Source organism: Pseudomonas inefficax (assembly GCF_900277125.1).
GTDB lineage: Bacteria > Pseudomonadota > Gammaproteobacteria > Pseudomonadales > Pseudomonadaceae > Aquipseudomonas > Aquipseudomonas inefficax.
In genome coordinates this window covers 50,664-65,275 of record NZ_OPYN01000028.1, presented here as the reverse complement: position 1 = coordinate 65,275, position 14,612 = coordinate 50,664, and the positions used below count along the sequence as shown (strand labels likewise).

Genomic DNA, 14,612 nt, shown 5'->3' with positions numbered 1-14,612 from the left:
TGTAGGAGCGGCCTTGTGTCGCGATGGGCTGCAAAGCAGCCCCAAAAATCTCAGCGCTTGGCGATGATATACACCGCATGCACGATCCCCGGAATGTACCCCAGCAGGGTCAGCAAAATATTCAGCCAGAACGCCCCGCCAAACCCCACCTGCAGGAACACGCCCAACGGCGGCAGGATGATGGCGATGATGATGCGTATGAAGTCCATGCGAGTCTCTCCTGAAGGGGTTACATCACAGACTAGCTGCCCGCGGTAGAGGTTCAACAGGCAAAAAAAAACGCCCCAGGCCGAATGAAACAGGCCAGGGGCGATGCGCAGGAACGCCAGACGGTTCGTAAAATTCGGATCAGGCCGGTACTTCCCGGCGGGCCTGCTGCCGGGTGTGCAAGCGGGCGAAGGCGCGGGCCAGGCGCAGCAGCATTTCGTCGATGTTGCCCTTGCTCACCGTCAGCGCCGGCGAAAAACGCACCACATCCGCCTGCGGTGCGTTGAGCAACAGGCCTTCGTGCAAGGCAGCCGCCACCAGTTCGCGAGCCAGGTTTTCCTGCATCTGCAGGGCCCACAGCAGGCCTTGCCCGCGCACTTCGCCCTGGCCATAACGCCCGGCCAGCCGGCTCAGGCCGTCACGCAGGTGGCGGCCGTTGTCCTGCACCTGGGCGAAGAAGCCAGGCTCCAGCACGGTCTCCAGTACGGCCAGGCCAGCGGCGCACATCAGCGCGTTGCCATGGTGGCTGCCTTCCAGTTCGCCAGGCTCTGCGCAGCACGCCGTACCCCGAGCCAGCAAAGCCGCCAGCGGCACGCCCCCGCCCAGCCCCTTGCCCAGGGTGATGATGTCGGCGCGCACGCCATAGGTTTCTTCGGCCAGCAGCGCGCCACAGCGGCCGATGCCGGTCTGCACCTCATCAAGGATCAGCAGGATGCCCAGCTCGCGGCACAGCGCTTCCACACCCTTGAGGTACTCCTGCGTGGCCGGAATCACACCCGCCTCCCCCTGGATCGGCTCGAGCATGATCGCCACGGTGCGCGAGTCCACCTCGGCATGCAGCGCCGCCAGGTCGTTGAACGGCACCTTGCTGAAGCCCGGCAGGCCCGGCTCGCAGCGGTTGCACGGCAGCGGATCGGACGCCGACAACGCGCCCAGGCTGCGGCCATGGCAGGCCTGGGTGGCGGTGATGATGTGATAGGCGCCGTTGCGGTGCAGTTGGCCCCATTTGCGCGCCAGCTTGATCGCACCTTCGCAGGCTTCGGCACCGCTGTTGAGCAGGTAGGCCTGGTCGCTGCCGGTGCTCTGGCACAGGCGGTTGACCAGCCCCAGGAGGCCACGGCTGTGGAAGCCCGAGCCCGGGTTGATCAGCGCCTGGGCCTGGTTGCCCAGCGCCTTCACCAGCACGCTTGGGCTGTGGCCCAGGCTATTGACTGCGCCACCCTGGGTGAAGTCCAGGTAGGCATGCCCTTCGTTGTCCCACAACCAGGAGCCCTGGCCACGCACGAACACCTGTGCTGCGCGTTCGGTGCTGGGCATCAGGCGCTCACGCGAAAGCTGCGGCGCTTCCGGCAGGATCACCGGCGCACGCTTGGTCTCGGCGACAGCAGCAGGGGCCGGGCGGCGCAGGTTGAACAGGTTCATCAGGGCTCCAACCAATCAAGACAGGGGCGGCCACGGTGCGGTCTGGGTGCCGGCACTCGATATTTTGCCTTTCCTATCAAAAGTGTTTTTCATCCGGGGTAACAATCGAGCGTTTCATCGCTGTAACCCGTTGGAATACGGCGATAGACTAGGCCTCATGAGGGTTTTCGACCATTTCGTTTTTCCAGCATTTTCGATAAGTAGCACTTATGGATTTCCGCCAACTGCGTTATTTCGTCGCGGTGTATGAAGAAGGCCACGTGGGCCGCGCCGCCGAGCGCCTGTCGCTGTCCCAGCCAGCGCTTTCCCAGCAGATCCGCCAGCTGGAGCACAGTCTCGACCTGAGCCTGTTCGAACGCAGCAACAAGCGCCTGCTGCCAACGCTGGCCGCCCATACCCTGTACAACCACGCCCTGCCTCTGCTCGATGGGCTGCAGCGCGCCCATGAGGCCATGCGCAACTTCAAGGGCCAGTCGCTGCGTACCTTGGCCATCGGCGTGCTGCAGACCGTGCGGCCGAGCCTGGTGCCGCAGTTGCTCGAGCGCCTGCGCAGGGCCCAGCCGCACCTTGTGGTGCAGATCTACGAATTGTCGGGGCTGGAGATAGAACGGCGCTTGCTCAATGGCAGCCTGGACATCGGTATCAGCTACCTGCCGCCACGCCAGCCAGGGCTGCATGGTCTGCTGCTGTACGAAGATGAGCTGCAACTGGTCATCCCCGCTACCCACCCGCTGAAGGACTTCAAGAAGGTGTCCATCCGCCAGGCCGCCGAGCTGCCCATGCTGATGCTGGGCGAGGAGTTCCAGATCCGCCAGATCTGGCAGGCGCAGCTGGCCAGCCAGGGGCGTCGGCCGCAGGTGCAGGCAGAGATGAACAACATGGCGGGGATTCTCGACAGCCTTGCCCATACCGCGCTGGCCACGATCCTGCCGGGGCGCGCCAAGGAAGCCGCCGAGGATGACCAGGGGCTGCTGTGGAAGCCGTTGAGCGAGCCGCGAGTACCGCTGAAGGTTGGCTTGGTATTCCGCGACGCCCAGCGCCAGCAGGCTTCTGTGGAGCTGCTGCGCACGCTGTTGGAGGAAGAGACGGACGCCCGCCTGTCGGGCGCATCACCGCTGGATGTGCTGGGTTGAAAACACGCGCACAAAGAAAACCCCGCCGAAGCGGGGTTTCCCAGACTGTTTCCCTGTGACATCCGTATCGCCCCACCATCCTGGCAGGTGGTCCTTCGTCGTCGTCCTTGATCTGTCCTTTGCGCTTCCTGCGCAACGTCCATGTGGTAAAGATTAACCCTGGATCCAATCTGAGAACAGTGGCGAAAAGTCACCACGTTGCGTAGGAAAAAGCTTACATAGGAGGATTCATTCCCAGATGCCTGGAATTGGGGCCGCTTTGCGGCCCATCGCGACACAAGGCCGCTCCTACACAGGGACCGCAACACCCTAAGGGCCTGCGCTGTACCTGTAGGAGCGGCCTTGTGTCGCGATGGGCTGCAAAGCAGCCCCCAAAAACCCCTCAGAACTGCTCGGCATCCAGCAAGTACAGCGACTCACTCCCCGCCTTCACCGAAGCCACCAGTGAATCCACCCGCGGCAGCAACCGCGCAAAGAAGAACCGCGCCGTGCCCAGCTTGCCCGAGTAGAAAGCCTCGTCACCTTCACCCGCCTTGGCCGCCCGCGCCATCAACGCCCACATGTAGGCATAGGCGACATAACCAAAGGCATGCAGGTACTCGACCGAAGCCGCGCCAATTTCGTTCGGGTTGCCCTTGGCCTGTTCCAGCACCCACTCGGTAAGCCCGTCGAGCTGGTCGAGGCCGGCCGCCAACGGCTTGGCAAATTCCTCCAGCTCGCTACCCGCGCTGGTAATGAACTGGTGAATCTCGTCGGAGAACAGTCGGTAGTACGCCCCACCACTGGCCACCACCTTGCGCCCCATCAGGTCGAGGGCCTGGATACCGTTGGTGCCTTCATAAATCTGCGTAATACGCACATCGCGCACCAGTTGCTCCTGCCCCCATTCGCGAATGTAGCCATGCCCGCCGAACACCTGCTGGCCGTGCACCGCGCACTCCAGGCCCAGGTCGGTGAGGAAGGCCTTGGCCACCGGCGTCAGCAGTGCCACCAGTTCTTCGCTGCGCTTGCGCACGGCGGCGTCTTCGCTGTACTTGGCACTGTCCAGCTGCATGGCCACGTAGCTGGAGAAGGCACGGCCACCCTCGATCAGCGCCTTCATGGTCAGCAGCATGCGGCGAACGTCAGGGTGAACGATGATCGGGTCAGCGGCCTTGTCCTTGGCTTGTGGCCCGGTCGGGGCGCGGCTCTGCAGGCGGTCGCGGGCGTACTCTACAGCGTTCTGGTAGGAGCGCTCGGCCGAGGCCAGGCCCTGGATACCAACGCCCAGGCGCTCGTAGTTCATCATGGTGAACATGGCCGCCAGGCCCTTGTTCGGCTCACCGACGATAAAGCCGACAGCTTCGTCGAAGTTCATCACGCAGGTGGCCGAAGCCTGGATGCCCATCTTGTGCTCGATCGAGCCACAGGTGGCCGCGTTGCGGGCGCCCAGGCTGCCGTCTTCGTTTACCAGGAACTTCGGCACCAGGAACAGCGAAATGCCTTTCGGCCCCGCCGGTGCGTCCGGCAGCTTGGCCAGCACCAGGTGGATGATGTTCTCGGTCAGGTCGTGCTCGCCACCGGTGATGAAGATCTTGGTGCCGCTGACCTTGTAGCTGCCGTCGGCCTGGGGCTCGGCCTTGGTGCGGATGATGCCCAGGTCGGTACCGGCGTGCGGCTCGGTCAGACACATGGAACCGGCCCACACGCCGGCGTACATGTTCGGCAGGTACTTTTCCTTCAGCGCTTCACTGGCGTGGGCATTGATCGACAGGCAGGCGCCGGCAGTCAGCATCGGGTACAGGCCAAAGGACAGGCTGGAGGCGTTGACCATTTCCTCGACCTGGGCCGAGATGACCTTGGGCATGCCCATGCCGCCGAATAGCGGGTCACCGCCCACGCCCACCCACCCGCCTTCTGCGTAGGTGTTGTAGGCCTCAATGAAACCGGCCGGTGTGCGCACCGCGCCGTTGTCCCAGTGGCAGCCCTCTTCATCGGCAGCGCGGCTGAGCGGCGCGATGGACCGGGCAGTGACCTTGCCGGCTTCTTCCAGCACCGCCATGGCCGTGTCGGTATCGACAACATCAGCCAGCCCGGGCAGTTGCGCCCACTGCTCGGCCACGTTGAAGACTTCTTTCAGTACGAAGCGCATGTCGCGCAGGGGCGCTTTATATTCAGCCATGACAACCTCTCGCTAGTCGGGTCGGGGCGGTCTCAGGGAACCGCGACACTGGGTTGCAGGCAGTGTAACCGAACAACTTTTACGAGACATAGGGTCATTACAAGACTGAATAGTCAGAATAAGTCACGCCATGCGCACTGCCCCACGCTGCGATTGTTGCCCATGCACCATGACACAATTGCGCCCCGCGCCCTTGGCGCTGTACAGCGCCTGGTCGGCAGATTTCAACACTGCCTCGGGGTTACGATGATCGGCCTGGCGCTCGGCCACGCCGATGCTGATGGTGACCGACACCGAGCCGCCACTGCTGCCCGCCCGTCGCTGGCGCCCGGCGGTATCGTCCTGTGGGCGGTTGTGCTGGTCGCGCAGGTGCATCACGTAGTTGGCGATCACTTCGCGCACGGCTTCCACATGCGGCACGCATTCCTCGGCGGTCTTGCCGGCAAACACCAGGGCGAACTCCTCGCCGCCATAGCGGTAGGCGCGGCCACCCCCGGTGACCTTGGACAGGCGGCTGGCAACCAGGCGCAGCACCTGGTCGCCGACATCGTGGCCGTGGGTGTCGTTGAATTTCTTGAAGTGGTCGACATCGGTCATGGCGATCACGTAGTTGCGCCCCAGACGCTGCATGCGCTCGTTTAGCGCACGGCGCCCCGGCAGCCCGGTCAGTTCGTCGCGGAAAGCCATCTGGTAGGCCTCGTGCGCCACCGCTGCAGCGATCATCAGCATTACCTGGCTGCACATGATATTCAGGGTAAACGGCAGGATGAAGGTTTGCGGCAGCATCCAGAAGACACCCAGCAGGCCCATCACCTGCGCTGCATGCAGCGGCCGTGGCGCACGCAGGTATTGCACCACCAGCAGGATGAACACGCCGAGGAACAGCGGGTAGACCATCTGGATGAGGCTCATCCACTGGCCATGCAAGGTTGGCCAGCGGATTTCCGCCAACCAGGTCAGCAGTGCTTCCGGGTAGCTTTGCTCCAGGGCCACTGCCACGCTGCCCACGGCGAACAGCACGGCGCCACGGGCGAGCAGGTCCTGCAGCAGGTGGGTACGCTCCTGCCAAGCGCCATACAACCCGAACAGGGCGGGCAGCAGCAGGCACACGAGGTGGAAGATCACCGCCGCGTCCTCGCGCACGCGGCCATGGTCACGGTAAAAGTCGGTCTGAGTGTCGAGCAGGTAGTAGGCGATGTACACCGTGAGCATCAGGAACAGCTCGCGCTGGCGACGGTACACCGCACAGTAGGCACCGCCCAGCAGCAGGACCAAGGTGGGCAGGACATTGAACAGCGATGTGAAAAAGACACTGAGGTCTCTCACATAGGCCGCGGCGAGGCCTGCCAGCAAAAGAATCAGCGACGGCAGGAAGTGGCTCGCGCGAACAGCGTTAAGACGAAACAAGGGTAATCTCCGACCCGGCAGATCAATAATGGCATTGTGCCCTTACTTCATCGGCAGTGCACATGAACAGTTGAATATGCGGATGGAATGAACAGCAAATTCCGGCGTGCACGCGATCACTTGTGGGAGCGGCCTTGTGTCGCGAAAGGGGCGCGAAGCGGCCCCAGCTTTTTGTATCACAGCGGAAATTGCCGGGGTTGCTACGCAACCCTTTCGCGACGCAAGGCCGCTCCCACAGGGGATAGCGTTCAGCTTCCGGAATGAAAAAACCCGCCTGCCGGTGAAGGCAGGCGGGTTTGCTTTACAGCGGCAGGATCAGTACGACAGGCCGAAATTCTCTTCGTCCATCGCCATCAGGTTGTTGGCACCCGACAGCATGGTTGCCACATGGGTACGGGTACGCGGCAGGATGCGCTGGAAGTAGAAGCGCGCGGTCTGCAGCTTGGCGGTGTAGAACGCTTCTTCACTGGTGCCGGCAGCCAGTTTTTCGGCCGCCAGGCGGGCGATGTCGGCCCAGAAGTAGGCCAGGCAGGCGTAGCCGGAATACATCAGGTAATCGACCGAGGCCGCACCCACTTCCTCGCGGTCCTTCATGGCGGCCATACCCACTTTCATGGTCAGCTCGCCCCATTCTTTGTTCAGCGCCGCCAGCGGTTCGACGAACTCCTTGACCGCTTCGTTGCCTTCCTGCGCCTGGCAGAACTTGTGCACGATCTTGGTGAAGCCCTTCAGCGCTTCGCCCTGGGTCATCAGCACCTTGCGGCCGAGCAGGTCCAGGGCCTGAATGCCAGTGGTGCCTTCGTACAGCATGGAAATGCGGCTGTCGCGTACGTTCTGCTCCATGCCCCATTCGGCGATGAAGCCGTGACCACCGTAGATCTGCACGCCATGGTTGGCGGCTTCGAAGCCGACCTCAGTCATGAACGCCTTGGCGATCGGGGTCAGGAACGCCAGCAGGGCATCGGCTTTTTTACGTTCTTCTTCATCCTGGCTGTACTTGACGATGTCCACCTGCTTGGCAGTGAAGTACACCATCGCGCGGTTGCCTTCGGCGAAGGCCTTCATGGTCAGCAGCATGCGACGCACGTCCGGATGGACGATGATCGGGTCAGCAGCCTTGTCCGGTGCCTTCGGGCCAGTCAGCGAACGCATCTGCAGGCGCTCACGGGCGTACTTCAGGCCACCCTGGAACGCTACCTCGGCGTGGGCCAGGCCTTGCAGCGCGGTACCCAGGCGAGCGGTGTTCATGAAGGTGAACATGCAGTTCAGGCCTTTGTTGGCCGGGCCGATCAGGTAGCCGGTAGCGCCGTCGAAGTTCATCACGCAGGTGGCGTTGCCGTGGATACCCATCTTGTGTTCGATCGAGCCGCAGCTCACGCCGTTGCGCTCGCCCACACCACCTTCGGCGTTGGGCAGGAACTTCGGCACGATGAACAGCGAGATGCCCTTGGTGCCGGCCGGTGCGTCCGGCAGGCGGGCCAGGACGATATGCACGATGTTGTCGGCCATGTCGTGCTCACCGGCCGAAATGAAGATCTTGGTGCCCGACACCTTGTAGCTGCCATCAGCCTGTGGCTCGGCCTTGGTGCGCAGCATGCCCAGGTCGGTACCGCAGTGCGGCTCGGTCAGGCACATGGTGCCGGTCCACTCGCCGGAAACCAGCTTGGTCAGGTAGGTGTGCTGCTGCTCGGCAGTGCCGTGCGCAGAGATGGTGTTCATCGCGCCGTGCGACAGGCCCGGGTACATGCCCCACGACCAGTTCGAACCACCGACCATTTCGCTCAGGGCCAGGCCCAGCGACTCTGGCAGGCCTTGGCCGCCGTGTTCGACGTCATGCGCCAGGCTCGGCCAGCCGCCTTCGACGAACTGCTGGTAGGCCTCTTTGAAGCCGGTCGGGGTTTTCACGCCGGATTCGCTCCAGGTGCAGCCTTCCTGATCACCCACACGGTTCAGCGGCGACAGCACCTGCTCACAGAACTTCGCGCCTTCTTCGAGGATCGCGTCGACCATGTCGGGCGTGGCATCCTGGCAACCCGGCAGGCTCTGATAGTGCGCCTCATAACCGAGCAGCTCGTCGCGAACGAAGCGGATATCACGCAAGGGGGCTTTGTAATCAGGCATTGCGATGAACCTCTAGGTGAGTTCTGTGGGGTGACACGCGCTTGGCGGCCGTCGATCAAACAGTTGTTTGAAACTTACGTTTAGCTCCGCCTTATGTCAAGGATGGACTATGGTGCCATTTACGCCACGAAAAATGACGTTTACGCCAAACTCAGAAAATGCGCTGCCCTTGTGAGAGCGGGCGTGCCCGCGAAAGGGCCTGAGCAGACAATGGAGGTGTCTGAGCTGACGCATTCGCGGGCACGCCCGCTCCCACAGGGGGCTGTGTGTGATTCGATGGGGCGCCTGTCAGGCGTAGGTATCGATGAACCGGCCGAGCATTTCGTCGGATGCCTTGGCGACCTTTGCGCCAAGCTCGACCTCTAGTTTGCCCACGGCCAGCTGCACGGTGCTGGTTGCCAGGTCCATCTGCTGGCTGCGGTCGACCGCGCGCAGGCGTTCGGCCTGAAAATCGCTGGACTGGCTGGTGGCGCTACGTTCGGCGGTGGTGCTGGCGATCTGGCTGGCGGCCTGATCGACGCGGTTCTGGCCGGTCTGGATTGCGCTCAGGCCCGCGTAATAGGCGGAGCTACCGGTGATTTCCATGTCAGGACTCCATTGACGCTGGATGACGAACAGGCCCAATTAAAGCAGGCCAAGGGCAAAAAGGCCCGTTTAAATCCCTAATGGCCTGGTGCCAGTTGATAGGCCTTGGGTATTCCTGCACTGGCCTCTTCGCGGGTAAACCCGCTCCCACAGGTACTGCACAAGTCTCAAAAACTGTGGAGATCCTGTGGGAGCGGGTTTACCCGCGAAAGGGCCGGGCCTGGAAACAGCTAATCCAGCAGATCCAGCTGCAAATGCTCAGCCACCATGTCGGCACTGGCCTGCTTCAGTTTGGGCACCCGCCCCAGGCATGGCGCCGGCAAGCGCTCGGCCAGGCTGGCCAGGTTCTCTTCCAGGCGCGAAGTACGCGGTTCGATGATGTTCGCCACCCACCCCGCCAATTGCAGGCCGTCACGGGCAATCGCCTCGGCGCTGAGCAAGGCGTGGCTGATGCACCCCAGCCGCACACCCACCACCAGGATCACCGGCAGCTTGAGGGCAATGGCCAGATCGGACAAGTTGTCTTGCCCCGACAACGGCACGCGCCAGCCACCGGCCCCCTCGATCAGGGTGAAGTCGGCATTTTGTTGCAGCACATTGCGCATCGCCGCCAACAGCTCCGACACGGCAAGCGTTACCCCCGCCTCCCGCGCTGCCACATGGGGTGCGATAGCCGGTTCGAAGGCAAACGGGTTGACCTGCTCGTAGGGCAGCTTGATCGTGCTTTCGTCGATCAGCGCCTGGGCGTCGCTGTTGCGCAAGCCTTTCGATGTCATCGTGCAACCGGAGGCCACCGGCTTGGCCCCCAGCGTGCTCATGCCCTGCAACCGTGCCGCATGCAACAGCCCGGCAGCGATGGTGGTCTTGCCAACATCGGTATCGGTACCGGCAATGAAATAGGCCTGGTTCATCTCGCTCCCCTTACGCCTGTGGCTTGCGCAACAAACCATAGACCACCTGGTAGGTGGCTGGCAGCCCCTCGGGCTGGCGAAACGCCTCATAAGCCTGCAGCAGGCCCTGCATGCGCGCCCGGCCGGTAAGCCCGGAAGGTCGGCCGGGGTTCAGGTTGTGGGCGCCGAGGGCCTTTAGCTCATGGGTCAGGCTGCGTACATCCGGGTAGTGCAGCACGTGCGGGCAGCGCTGCAGCCCAAGCTGTTCGAAGCCGCTGGCGGCGCACAGGCGCTGATAGTCTTCGAAACGGCGGAAGCGGTTCACATGCACCAGGCCATCCACCGCTTGCCAACTGGCACGCAGTTCATCGAGGGTGCCCACACACAGGCTGCTGAAGGCCAAAACGCCGCCCGGGCGCAGCACTCGCAGCGCTTCTGCCAGCACGCTTGTGAACTGATCGCACCACTGCACGGCCAGGCTGGTGAACACCAGGTCGACGCTGGCATCACGCAGCGGCAAACGCTCGGCGTCACCGGCCACGTGATAGAGGGCCCCGCCCTGCTCGTTGCGGGCATGGCACAACATACCCTCGGCGATATCCACCGCCACGCCACTGGCCTGGGGGAAACTCTCGGCCAGCGCCCGGCTGAAATGACCGGTGCCGCTGCCCAGATCCAGCCAGCGTGACGGCTGCAGGCCTTCCGGCAACTGCTCCAGCAAGTTCGAACCCACCGCGCGCTGCAAGGCTGCCACGCTGTCGTAGCTGGCGGCGGCGCGGGAGAACGAGGCCGCTACCTGGCGCTTGTCGGGTAATGCGCCGGGCGGGGTCGGACGGGAAAGGTCAGTCATCGCCACTCTCATGCAGGAAACTCTTGATGCCCGCCGCCAGTTCCTGCGGGTACTCCAGCAGGAACGCGTGGGAACTGTCTTCGACCAGGCCCACTTCCACATCGGGCAGCAGCTCGCTCAGCGCTTTTGCCGCCTCTGCCGGCACCAGCGCATCGCTGCCGGCGAACAGGTGCAGCTGCGGGCCAGCGTAGGCCTGCAGTGCTTCGCGGGTGTCCAGCCTGGCCAGCACCTCAAGGCCGGTGGCCAGGTACAGCGGGTCGGTGTCCGGCACGCCGACACCCAGCTGGCGCAGCAGGGTACGCGGCTGCAGGGCACCGTCGCTGCACAAGGTACGGAAGCGCTTCAGGGTGACCTGGGTATGGCTGCGGCAGCCGTCGAGAAAGGTGCCGAAAGTGTCTTCGGCCATGCCGTGGGGCCAGTCGCGGCGAGCCACAAAGCTGGGGTTGCTGGCCAGGGTCAGCAGGCCACAGCAATGGTCGCCGCGCTTGTGCGCCAGCGCGCTGGCGAGCATGCCGCCTAACGACCAGCCACCCAGCCAGACATCGCTCGGCAGCTTGCGGTCGAGGTGGTCGACCCAGGCCTGCACATCGCTGTGGGCCAGTTCCGGCAAGGGCATCAGCTCCACCTGCAGGCGGGCGTCCTGGGCGCGCAGGCTGGCGGCCAGCGGCTCCAGGGAAGCAGTGCCCAGGCCCCAGCCAGGCAACAGAACAAGTCGATTACGCATCGGCGCTCTCCAATTGTGGATAACACTCGGCCAATGCATTCAACAATAGCTGCACCTGCGCCTCGCTGTGCGCGGCGCTCAATGTCACCCGCAGGCGTGCGCTGCCCGCCGGCACAGTGGGCGGGCGGATGGCTGTCACCAGCAAGCCGCGCTCGCGCAGCATGCGTGACAGGCGCAGGGCCTGCGCGCTGTCGCCGATGACGATCGGCTGGATCGGGGTCGGGCTGTCCATCAATTCCAGGCCGATCTGCTGCGCGCCTTCACGGAACTGGCGGATCAGCGCGGCCAGATGCTCGCGGCGCCAGGTCTCGCGGCGCAGCAACTCCAGGCTCTTGAGGGTGGCGCAGGCCAGCGCCGGTGGCTGGCTGGTGGTGTAGATGTACGGGCGGGCGAACTGCACCAGCGCCTCGATCAACTCTTCGCTGCCGGCCACAAAGGCACCAGCGGTACCACAGGCCTTGCCCAGCGTACCGATCAACACCGGCACATCTTCAACGCCCAGGCCGAAGTGCTCGACGATACCGCCGCCCTGGGTGCCGAGGGTGCCCAGGCCATGGGCATCGTCGACCATCAGCCAGGCACCGCGAGCGCGGGCAACATCGGCCAACGCCGGCAGGTCGGCCAGGTCGCCGTCCATGCTGAACACGCCATCGGTGACTACCAGGGTATTGCCGACAGCCTTGTCCAGGCGGCTGGCCAGGCTGGCCGGGTCGTTATGCAGGTAGCGGTTGAAACGGGCGCCGCTGAGCAGCCCGCCATCCAGCAGCGAAGCGTGGTTCAGGCGGTCCTGCAGCACCGTGTCTCCCTGCCCCACCAGCGCGGTGATGACGCCCAGGTTGGCCATGTAGCCGGTGGAGAACAGCAGCGCACGCGGGCGCCCGGTGAGCTCGGCCAAGGCCTCTTCCACCTGGTGGTGCGGCGTACTGTGGCCGATCACCAGGTGCGAGGCACCGCCGCCGACACCCCAGCGCTCGGCGCCGGCCTGCCAGGCGGCAATCACCTCGGGGTGGTTGGCCAGGCCCAGATAGTCATTGCTGCAGAAAGCCAGCAAGCGCTGGCCATCGACAACCACTTCCGGCCCCTGCGGGCTCTGCAGCAGCGGCCGCTGCCGATACAGGTCTGCGGCACGCCGTTCGGCCAGGCGCGCCGCCAGGTCGAAGGCCATCTCAGGCCGTCGCGGCGTTGTAGAACATCTCGCTGCTGCGCTGTTCGACCAGCGCCTGCTCGATGGCCGCCTGGTGCACTTCGTCGGCGTGTTCTTCACGCGCTTCGGGCTTGATGCCCAGGCGTGCGAACAGTTGCATGTCCTTGTCGGCCTGCGGGTTGGCGGTAGTCAGCAGTTTTTCGCCGTAGAAGATCGAGTTGGCGCCAGCCATGAAGGCCAGGGCCTGCATCTGCTCGTTCATCTGCTCGCGGCCGGCGGACAGGCGCACGTGCGACTTGGGCATGAGGATACGTGCCACGGCCAGCATGCGGATGAAGTCGAACGGGTCGACGTCCTCTTCCTCGGCCAGCGGCGTGCCGGCCACCTTGACCAGCATGTTGATCGGTACCGATTCCGGGTGCTCGGGCAGGTTGGCCAACTGGATCAGCAGGCCGGCGCGGTCGTCCAGCGACTCACCCATGCCGAGAATGCCGCCGGAGCAGATCTTCATCCCGGCATCGCGCACATAGGCCAAGGTCTGCAGGCGCTCGCTGTAGGTGCGGGTGGTGATGATGCTGCCGTAGAACTCCGGCGAGGTATCGAGGTTGTGGTTGTAGTAGTCCAGGCCGGCCTGGGCCAGGGCCTTGGTCTGCTCCTGGTCGAGCTTGCCGAGGGTCATGCAGGTTTCCAGGCCCATGGCCTTCACGCCTTTGACCATCTCCAGCACGTAGGGCATGTCTTTTGCCGATGGGTGCTTCCACGCCGCACCCATGCAGAAGCGGGTAGAACCAATGGCTTTGGCGCGGGCAGCTTCTTCCAGCACCTTTTGCACTTCCATCAGCTTCTGTTTTTCCAGCCCGGTGTTGTAGTGGCCGGACTGTGGACAATATTTGCAATCTTCCGGGCAGGTGCCGGTCTTGATCGACAGCAGGGTCGAAACCTGTACGCGGTTCGGGTCGAAATGCGCGCGATGCACGGTCTGCGCCTGGAACAACAGGTCATTGAACGGTTGCTGGAACAGCGCCTTGACCTCGGCCAGGGACCAGTCGTGACGTGTTGTTGCAGTTGTGCTGGCGCTCATTGGCGTTTCCTTGTTTAGGCTGAAGCAGGCGCCGGGACAGGAAAGCCCGCCAGCGCATCACGGATAGCTCGCATAGTCATGGAAGGCCTATGAACTGTCAACCACACTGGAAAAGACTGGTTTACAAGTGCTCACTTATTAATCAATCGTGTTTGCTGTGCGATGAACCTGCCGAGCAGGCCTACCCGCTGTGCGTCGCCTGCGAGCAGGAACTGCCCTGGCTGGGCGATCAGTGTCTGCGCTGCGCCCTGCCGTTGCCCATGGCCGGCCTGATCTGCGCTCAGTGCCAGCGCCGCGCACCGGCCTTCGAGCTGGTGCTTGCACTGTGGCATTTCGGCTTTCCGGTGGACACGCTGATCAGCCGTTTCAAGCACAACCGCCAATGGCCTTTGGGGCGCCTGATGGCCGAATTGCTCGGGCATGGGCTGCTGCACCGCTTTGCAGAGGGGCTACCCCGCCCCGATCTGTTGTTGCCTGTACCCTTGGCCAAACGTCGACTACGCGAGCGTGGGTTCAACCAGGCGGCGATGCTCGGGCGCTGGCTGTCGTCGCACCTGGGAGTAAGTTGCGACGAGCGGTTGCTGCTGCGCCCACGGGAGACACCTGCGCAGCAACAACTGGACGCCAAGGCCAGGCGACGCAATTTGCGCCAGGCGTTTGCGGTCACGGGCAAGCTGACAGGCAAGCACGTCGCCATTGTCGATGATGTGTTGACCACCGGTGCTACCGCACAGGCGGTTGCCGAAGTACTGCGCCAGGCCGGTGCGCGACGGGTGGATGTGTATTGCCTGGCGCGTACGCCCAAGCCGGGGTATGTATGACTTGTGGGAGCGGCCTTGTGTCGCGAAAGGGCTGCGCAGCAGCCCCAGGATCTCTGCCACAGCAAA

The 14,612-nt window shown here is 63.7% G+C and carries 13 protein-coding genes; 2 read left to right on the top strand and 11 right to left on the bottom strand.

The window, feature by feature from the left end; all coding sequences use genetic code 11:
• Positions 1-50: 50 nt before the first annotated feature.
• Entirely contained in the window at positions 51-209 is a 159-nt protein-coding gene (locus tag JV551A3_RS03215; protein ID WP_009681539.1) for a YqaE/Pmp3 family membrane protein, read from the bottom strand.
• 139 nt (positions 210-348) lie between these two features.
• Entirely contained in the window at positions 349-1,629 is a 1,281-nt protein-coding gene (locus JV551A3_RS03210; RefSeq protein ID WP_133970039.1) for an aspartate aminotransferase family protein, read from the bottom strand.
• 209 nt (positions 1,630-1,838) lie between these two features.
• Here JV551A3_RS03210 and JV551A3_RS03205 point away from each other — a divergent pair, with 209 nt between their 5' ends.
• Positions 1,839-2,762 (top strand): LysR family transcriptional regulator, encoded by a 924-nt coding sequence (locus JV551A3_RS03205; RefSeq protein ID WP_112251499.1) that lies wholly within the window; start codon positions 1,839-1,841, stop codon positions 2,760-2,762.
• Positions 2,763-3,144: 382 nt separating this feature from the next.
• Here the strand turns inward: JV551A3_RS03205 and JV551A3_RS03200 are convergent, their stop codons facing one another.
• From JV551A3_RS03200 to bioB, 9 genes are all read right to left on the bottom strand, one after another.
• Positions 3,145-4,923, bottom strand: coding sequence for an acyl-CoA dehydrogenase C-terminal domain-containing protein (locus JV551A3_RS03200; protein ID WP_133970038.1), 1,779 nt, complete (start codon positions 4,921-4,923; stop codon positions 3,145-3,147).
• A 123-nt stretch (positions 4,924-5,046) separates the two neighbouring features.
• On the bottom strand, positions 5,047-6,330 hold the full coding sequence (locus JV551A3_RS03195) for a GGDEF domain-containing protein (protein ID WP_133970037.1): 1,284 nt from the start codon (positions 6,328-6,330) through the stop codon (positions 5,047-5,049).
• A 315-nt stretch (positions 6,331-6,645) separates the two neighbouring features.
• Complete coding sequence (locus tag JV551A3_RS03185; protein WP_133970035.1) at positions 6,646-8,451, bottom strand: phenylacyl-CoA dehydrogenase; 1,806 nt, start codon at positions 8,449-8,451, stop codon at positions 6,646-6,648.
• A 288-nt stretch (positions 8,452-8,739) separates the two neighbouring features.
• A complete protein-coding gene (locus tag JV551A3_RS03180) occupies positions 8,740-9,036 on the bottom strand; it encodes a pyrroloquinoline quinone biosynthesis protein PqqE (protein ID WP_133970034.1) in 297 nt (98 codons plus the stop codon).
• 230 nt (positions 9,037-9,266) lie between these two features.
• Positions 9,267-9,947, bottom strand: coding sequence for a dethiobiotin synthase (gene bioD / locus JV551A3_RS03175; RefSeq protein WP_133970033.1), 681 nt, complete (start codon positions 9,945-9,947; stop codon positions 9,267-9,269).
• Between the two features lie 10 nt (positions 9,948-9,957).
• A complete protein-coding gene (gene bioC / locus JV551A3_RS03170) occupies positions 9,958-10,776 on the bottom strand; it encodes a malonyl-ACP O-methyltransferase BioC (RefSeq protein ID WP_133970032.1) in 819 nt (272 codons plus the stop codon).
• The gene (locus JV551A3_RS03165; RefSeq protein ID WP_133970031.1) at positions 10,769-11,500 is read right to left on the bottom strand and encodes an alpha/beta fold hydrolase; all 732 of its coding nucleotides are present in this window, start codon (positions 11,498-11,500) and stop codon (positions 10,769-10,771) included. Before JV551A3_RS03165 ends, bioC begins: the two co-directional genes overlap by 8 nt.
• Positions 11,493-12,665, bottom strand: coding sequence for an 8-amino-7-oxononanoate synthase (bioF, locus tag JV551A3_RS03160; RefSeq protein WP_133970030.1), 1,173 nt, complete (start codon positions 12,663-12,665; stop codon positions 11,493-11,495). Before bioF ends, JV551A3_RS03165 begins: the two co-directional genes overlap by 8 nt.
• Before the next feature lies 1 nt (position 12,666).
• Positions 12,667-13,725: a biotin synthase BioB gene (gene bioB, locus JV551A3_RS03155; protein ID WP_133970029.1), complete on the bottom strand. Its 1,059-nt coding sequence runs from the start codon at positions 13,723-13,725 to the stop codon at positions 12,667-12,669.
• A gap of 89 nt (positions 13,726-13,814) precedes the next feature.
• Between bioB and JV551A3_RS03150 the strand changes: the two genes are divergently transcribed.
• A complete protein-coding gene (locus tag JV551A3_RS03150) occupies positions 13,815-14,546 on the top strand; it encodes a ComF family protein (protein WP_133970028.1) in 732 nt (243 codons plus the stop codon).
• Positions 14,547-14,612: the final 66 nt, after the last annotated feature.

What these genes read in the sequence shown, in the direction of transcription:
- JV551A3_RS03215 (WP_009681539.1), bottom strand. Translation starts at nt 209, where the DNA reads ATGGACTTCATACGCATCATCATCGCCATCATCCTGCCGCCGTTGGGC.
- JV551A3_RS03210 (WP_133970039.1), bottom strand. Translation starts at nt 1,629, where the DNA reads ATGAACCTGTTCAACCTGCGCCGCCCGGCCCCTGCTGCTGTCGCCGAG.
- JV551A3_RS03205 (WP_112251499.1), top strand. Translation starts at nt 1,839, where the DNA reads ATGGATTTCCGCCAACTGCGTTATTTCGTCGCGGTGTATGAAGAAGGC.
- JV551A3_RS03200 (WP_133970038.1), bottom strand. Translation starts at nt 4,923, where the DNA reads ATGGCTGAATATAAAGCGCCCCTGCGCGACATGCGCTTCGTACTGAAA.
- JV551A3_RS03185 (WP_133970035.1), bottom strand. Translation starts at nt 8,451, where the DNA reads ATGCCTGATTACAAAGCCCCCTTGCGTGATATCCGCTTCGTTCGCGAC.
- JV551A3_RS03180 (WP_133970034.1), bottom strand. Translation starts at nt 9,036, where the DNA reads ATGGAAATCACCGGTAGCTCCGCCTATTACGCGGGCCTGAGCGCAATC.
- bioD (WP_133970033.1), bottom strand. Translation starts at nt 9,947, where the DNA reads ATGAACCAGGCCTATTTCATTGCCGGTACCGATACCGATGTTGGCAAG.
- bioC (WP_133970032.1), bottom strand. Translation starts at nt 10,776, where the DNA reads ATGACTGACCTTTCCCGTCCGACCCCGCCCGGCGCATTACCCGACAAG.
- JV551A3_RS03165 (WP_133970031.1), bottom strand. Translation starts at nt 11,500, where the DNA reads ATGCGTAATCGACTTGTTCTGTTGCCTGGCTGGGGCCTGGGCACTGCT.
- bioF (WP_133970030.1), bottom strand. Translation starts at nt 12,665, where the DNA reads ATGGCCTTCGACCTGGCGGCGCGCCTGGCCGAACGGCGTGCCGCAGAC.
- bioB (WP_133970029.1), bottom strand. Translation starts at nt 13,725, where the DNA reads ATGAGCGCCAGCACAACTGCAACAACACGTCACGACTGGTCCCTGGCC.
- JV551A3_RS03150 (WP_133970028.1), top strand. Translation starts at nt 13,815, where the DNA reads ATGAACTGTCAACCACACTGGAAAAGACTGGTTTACAAGTGCTCACTT.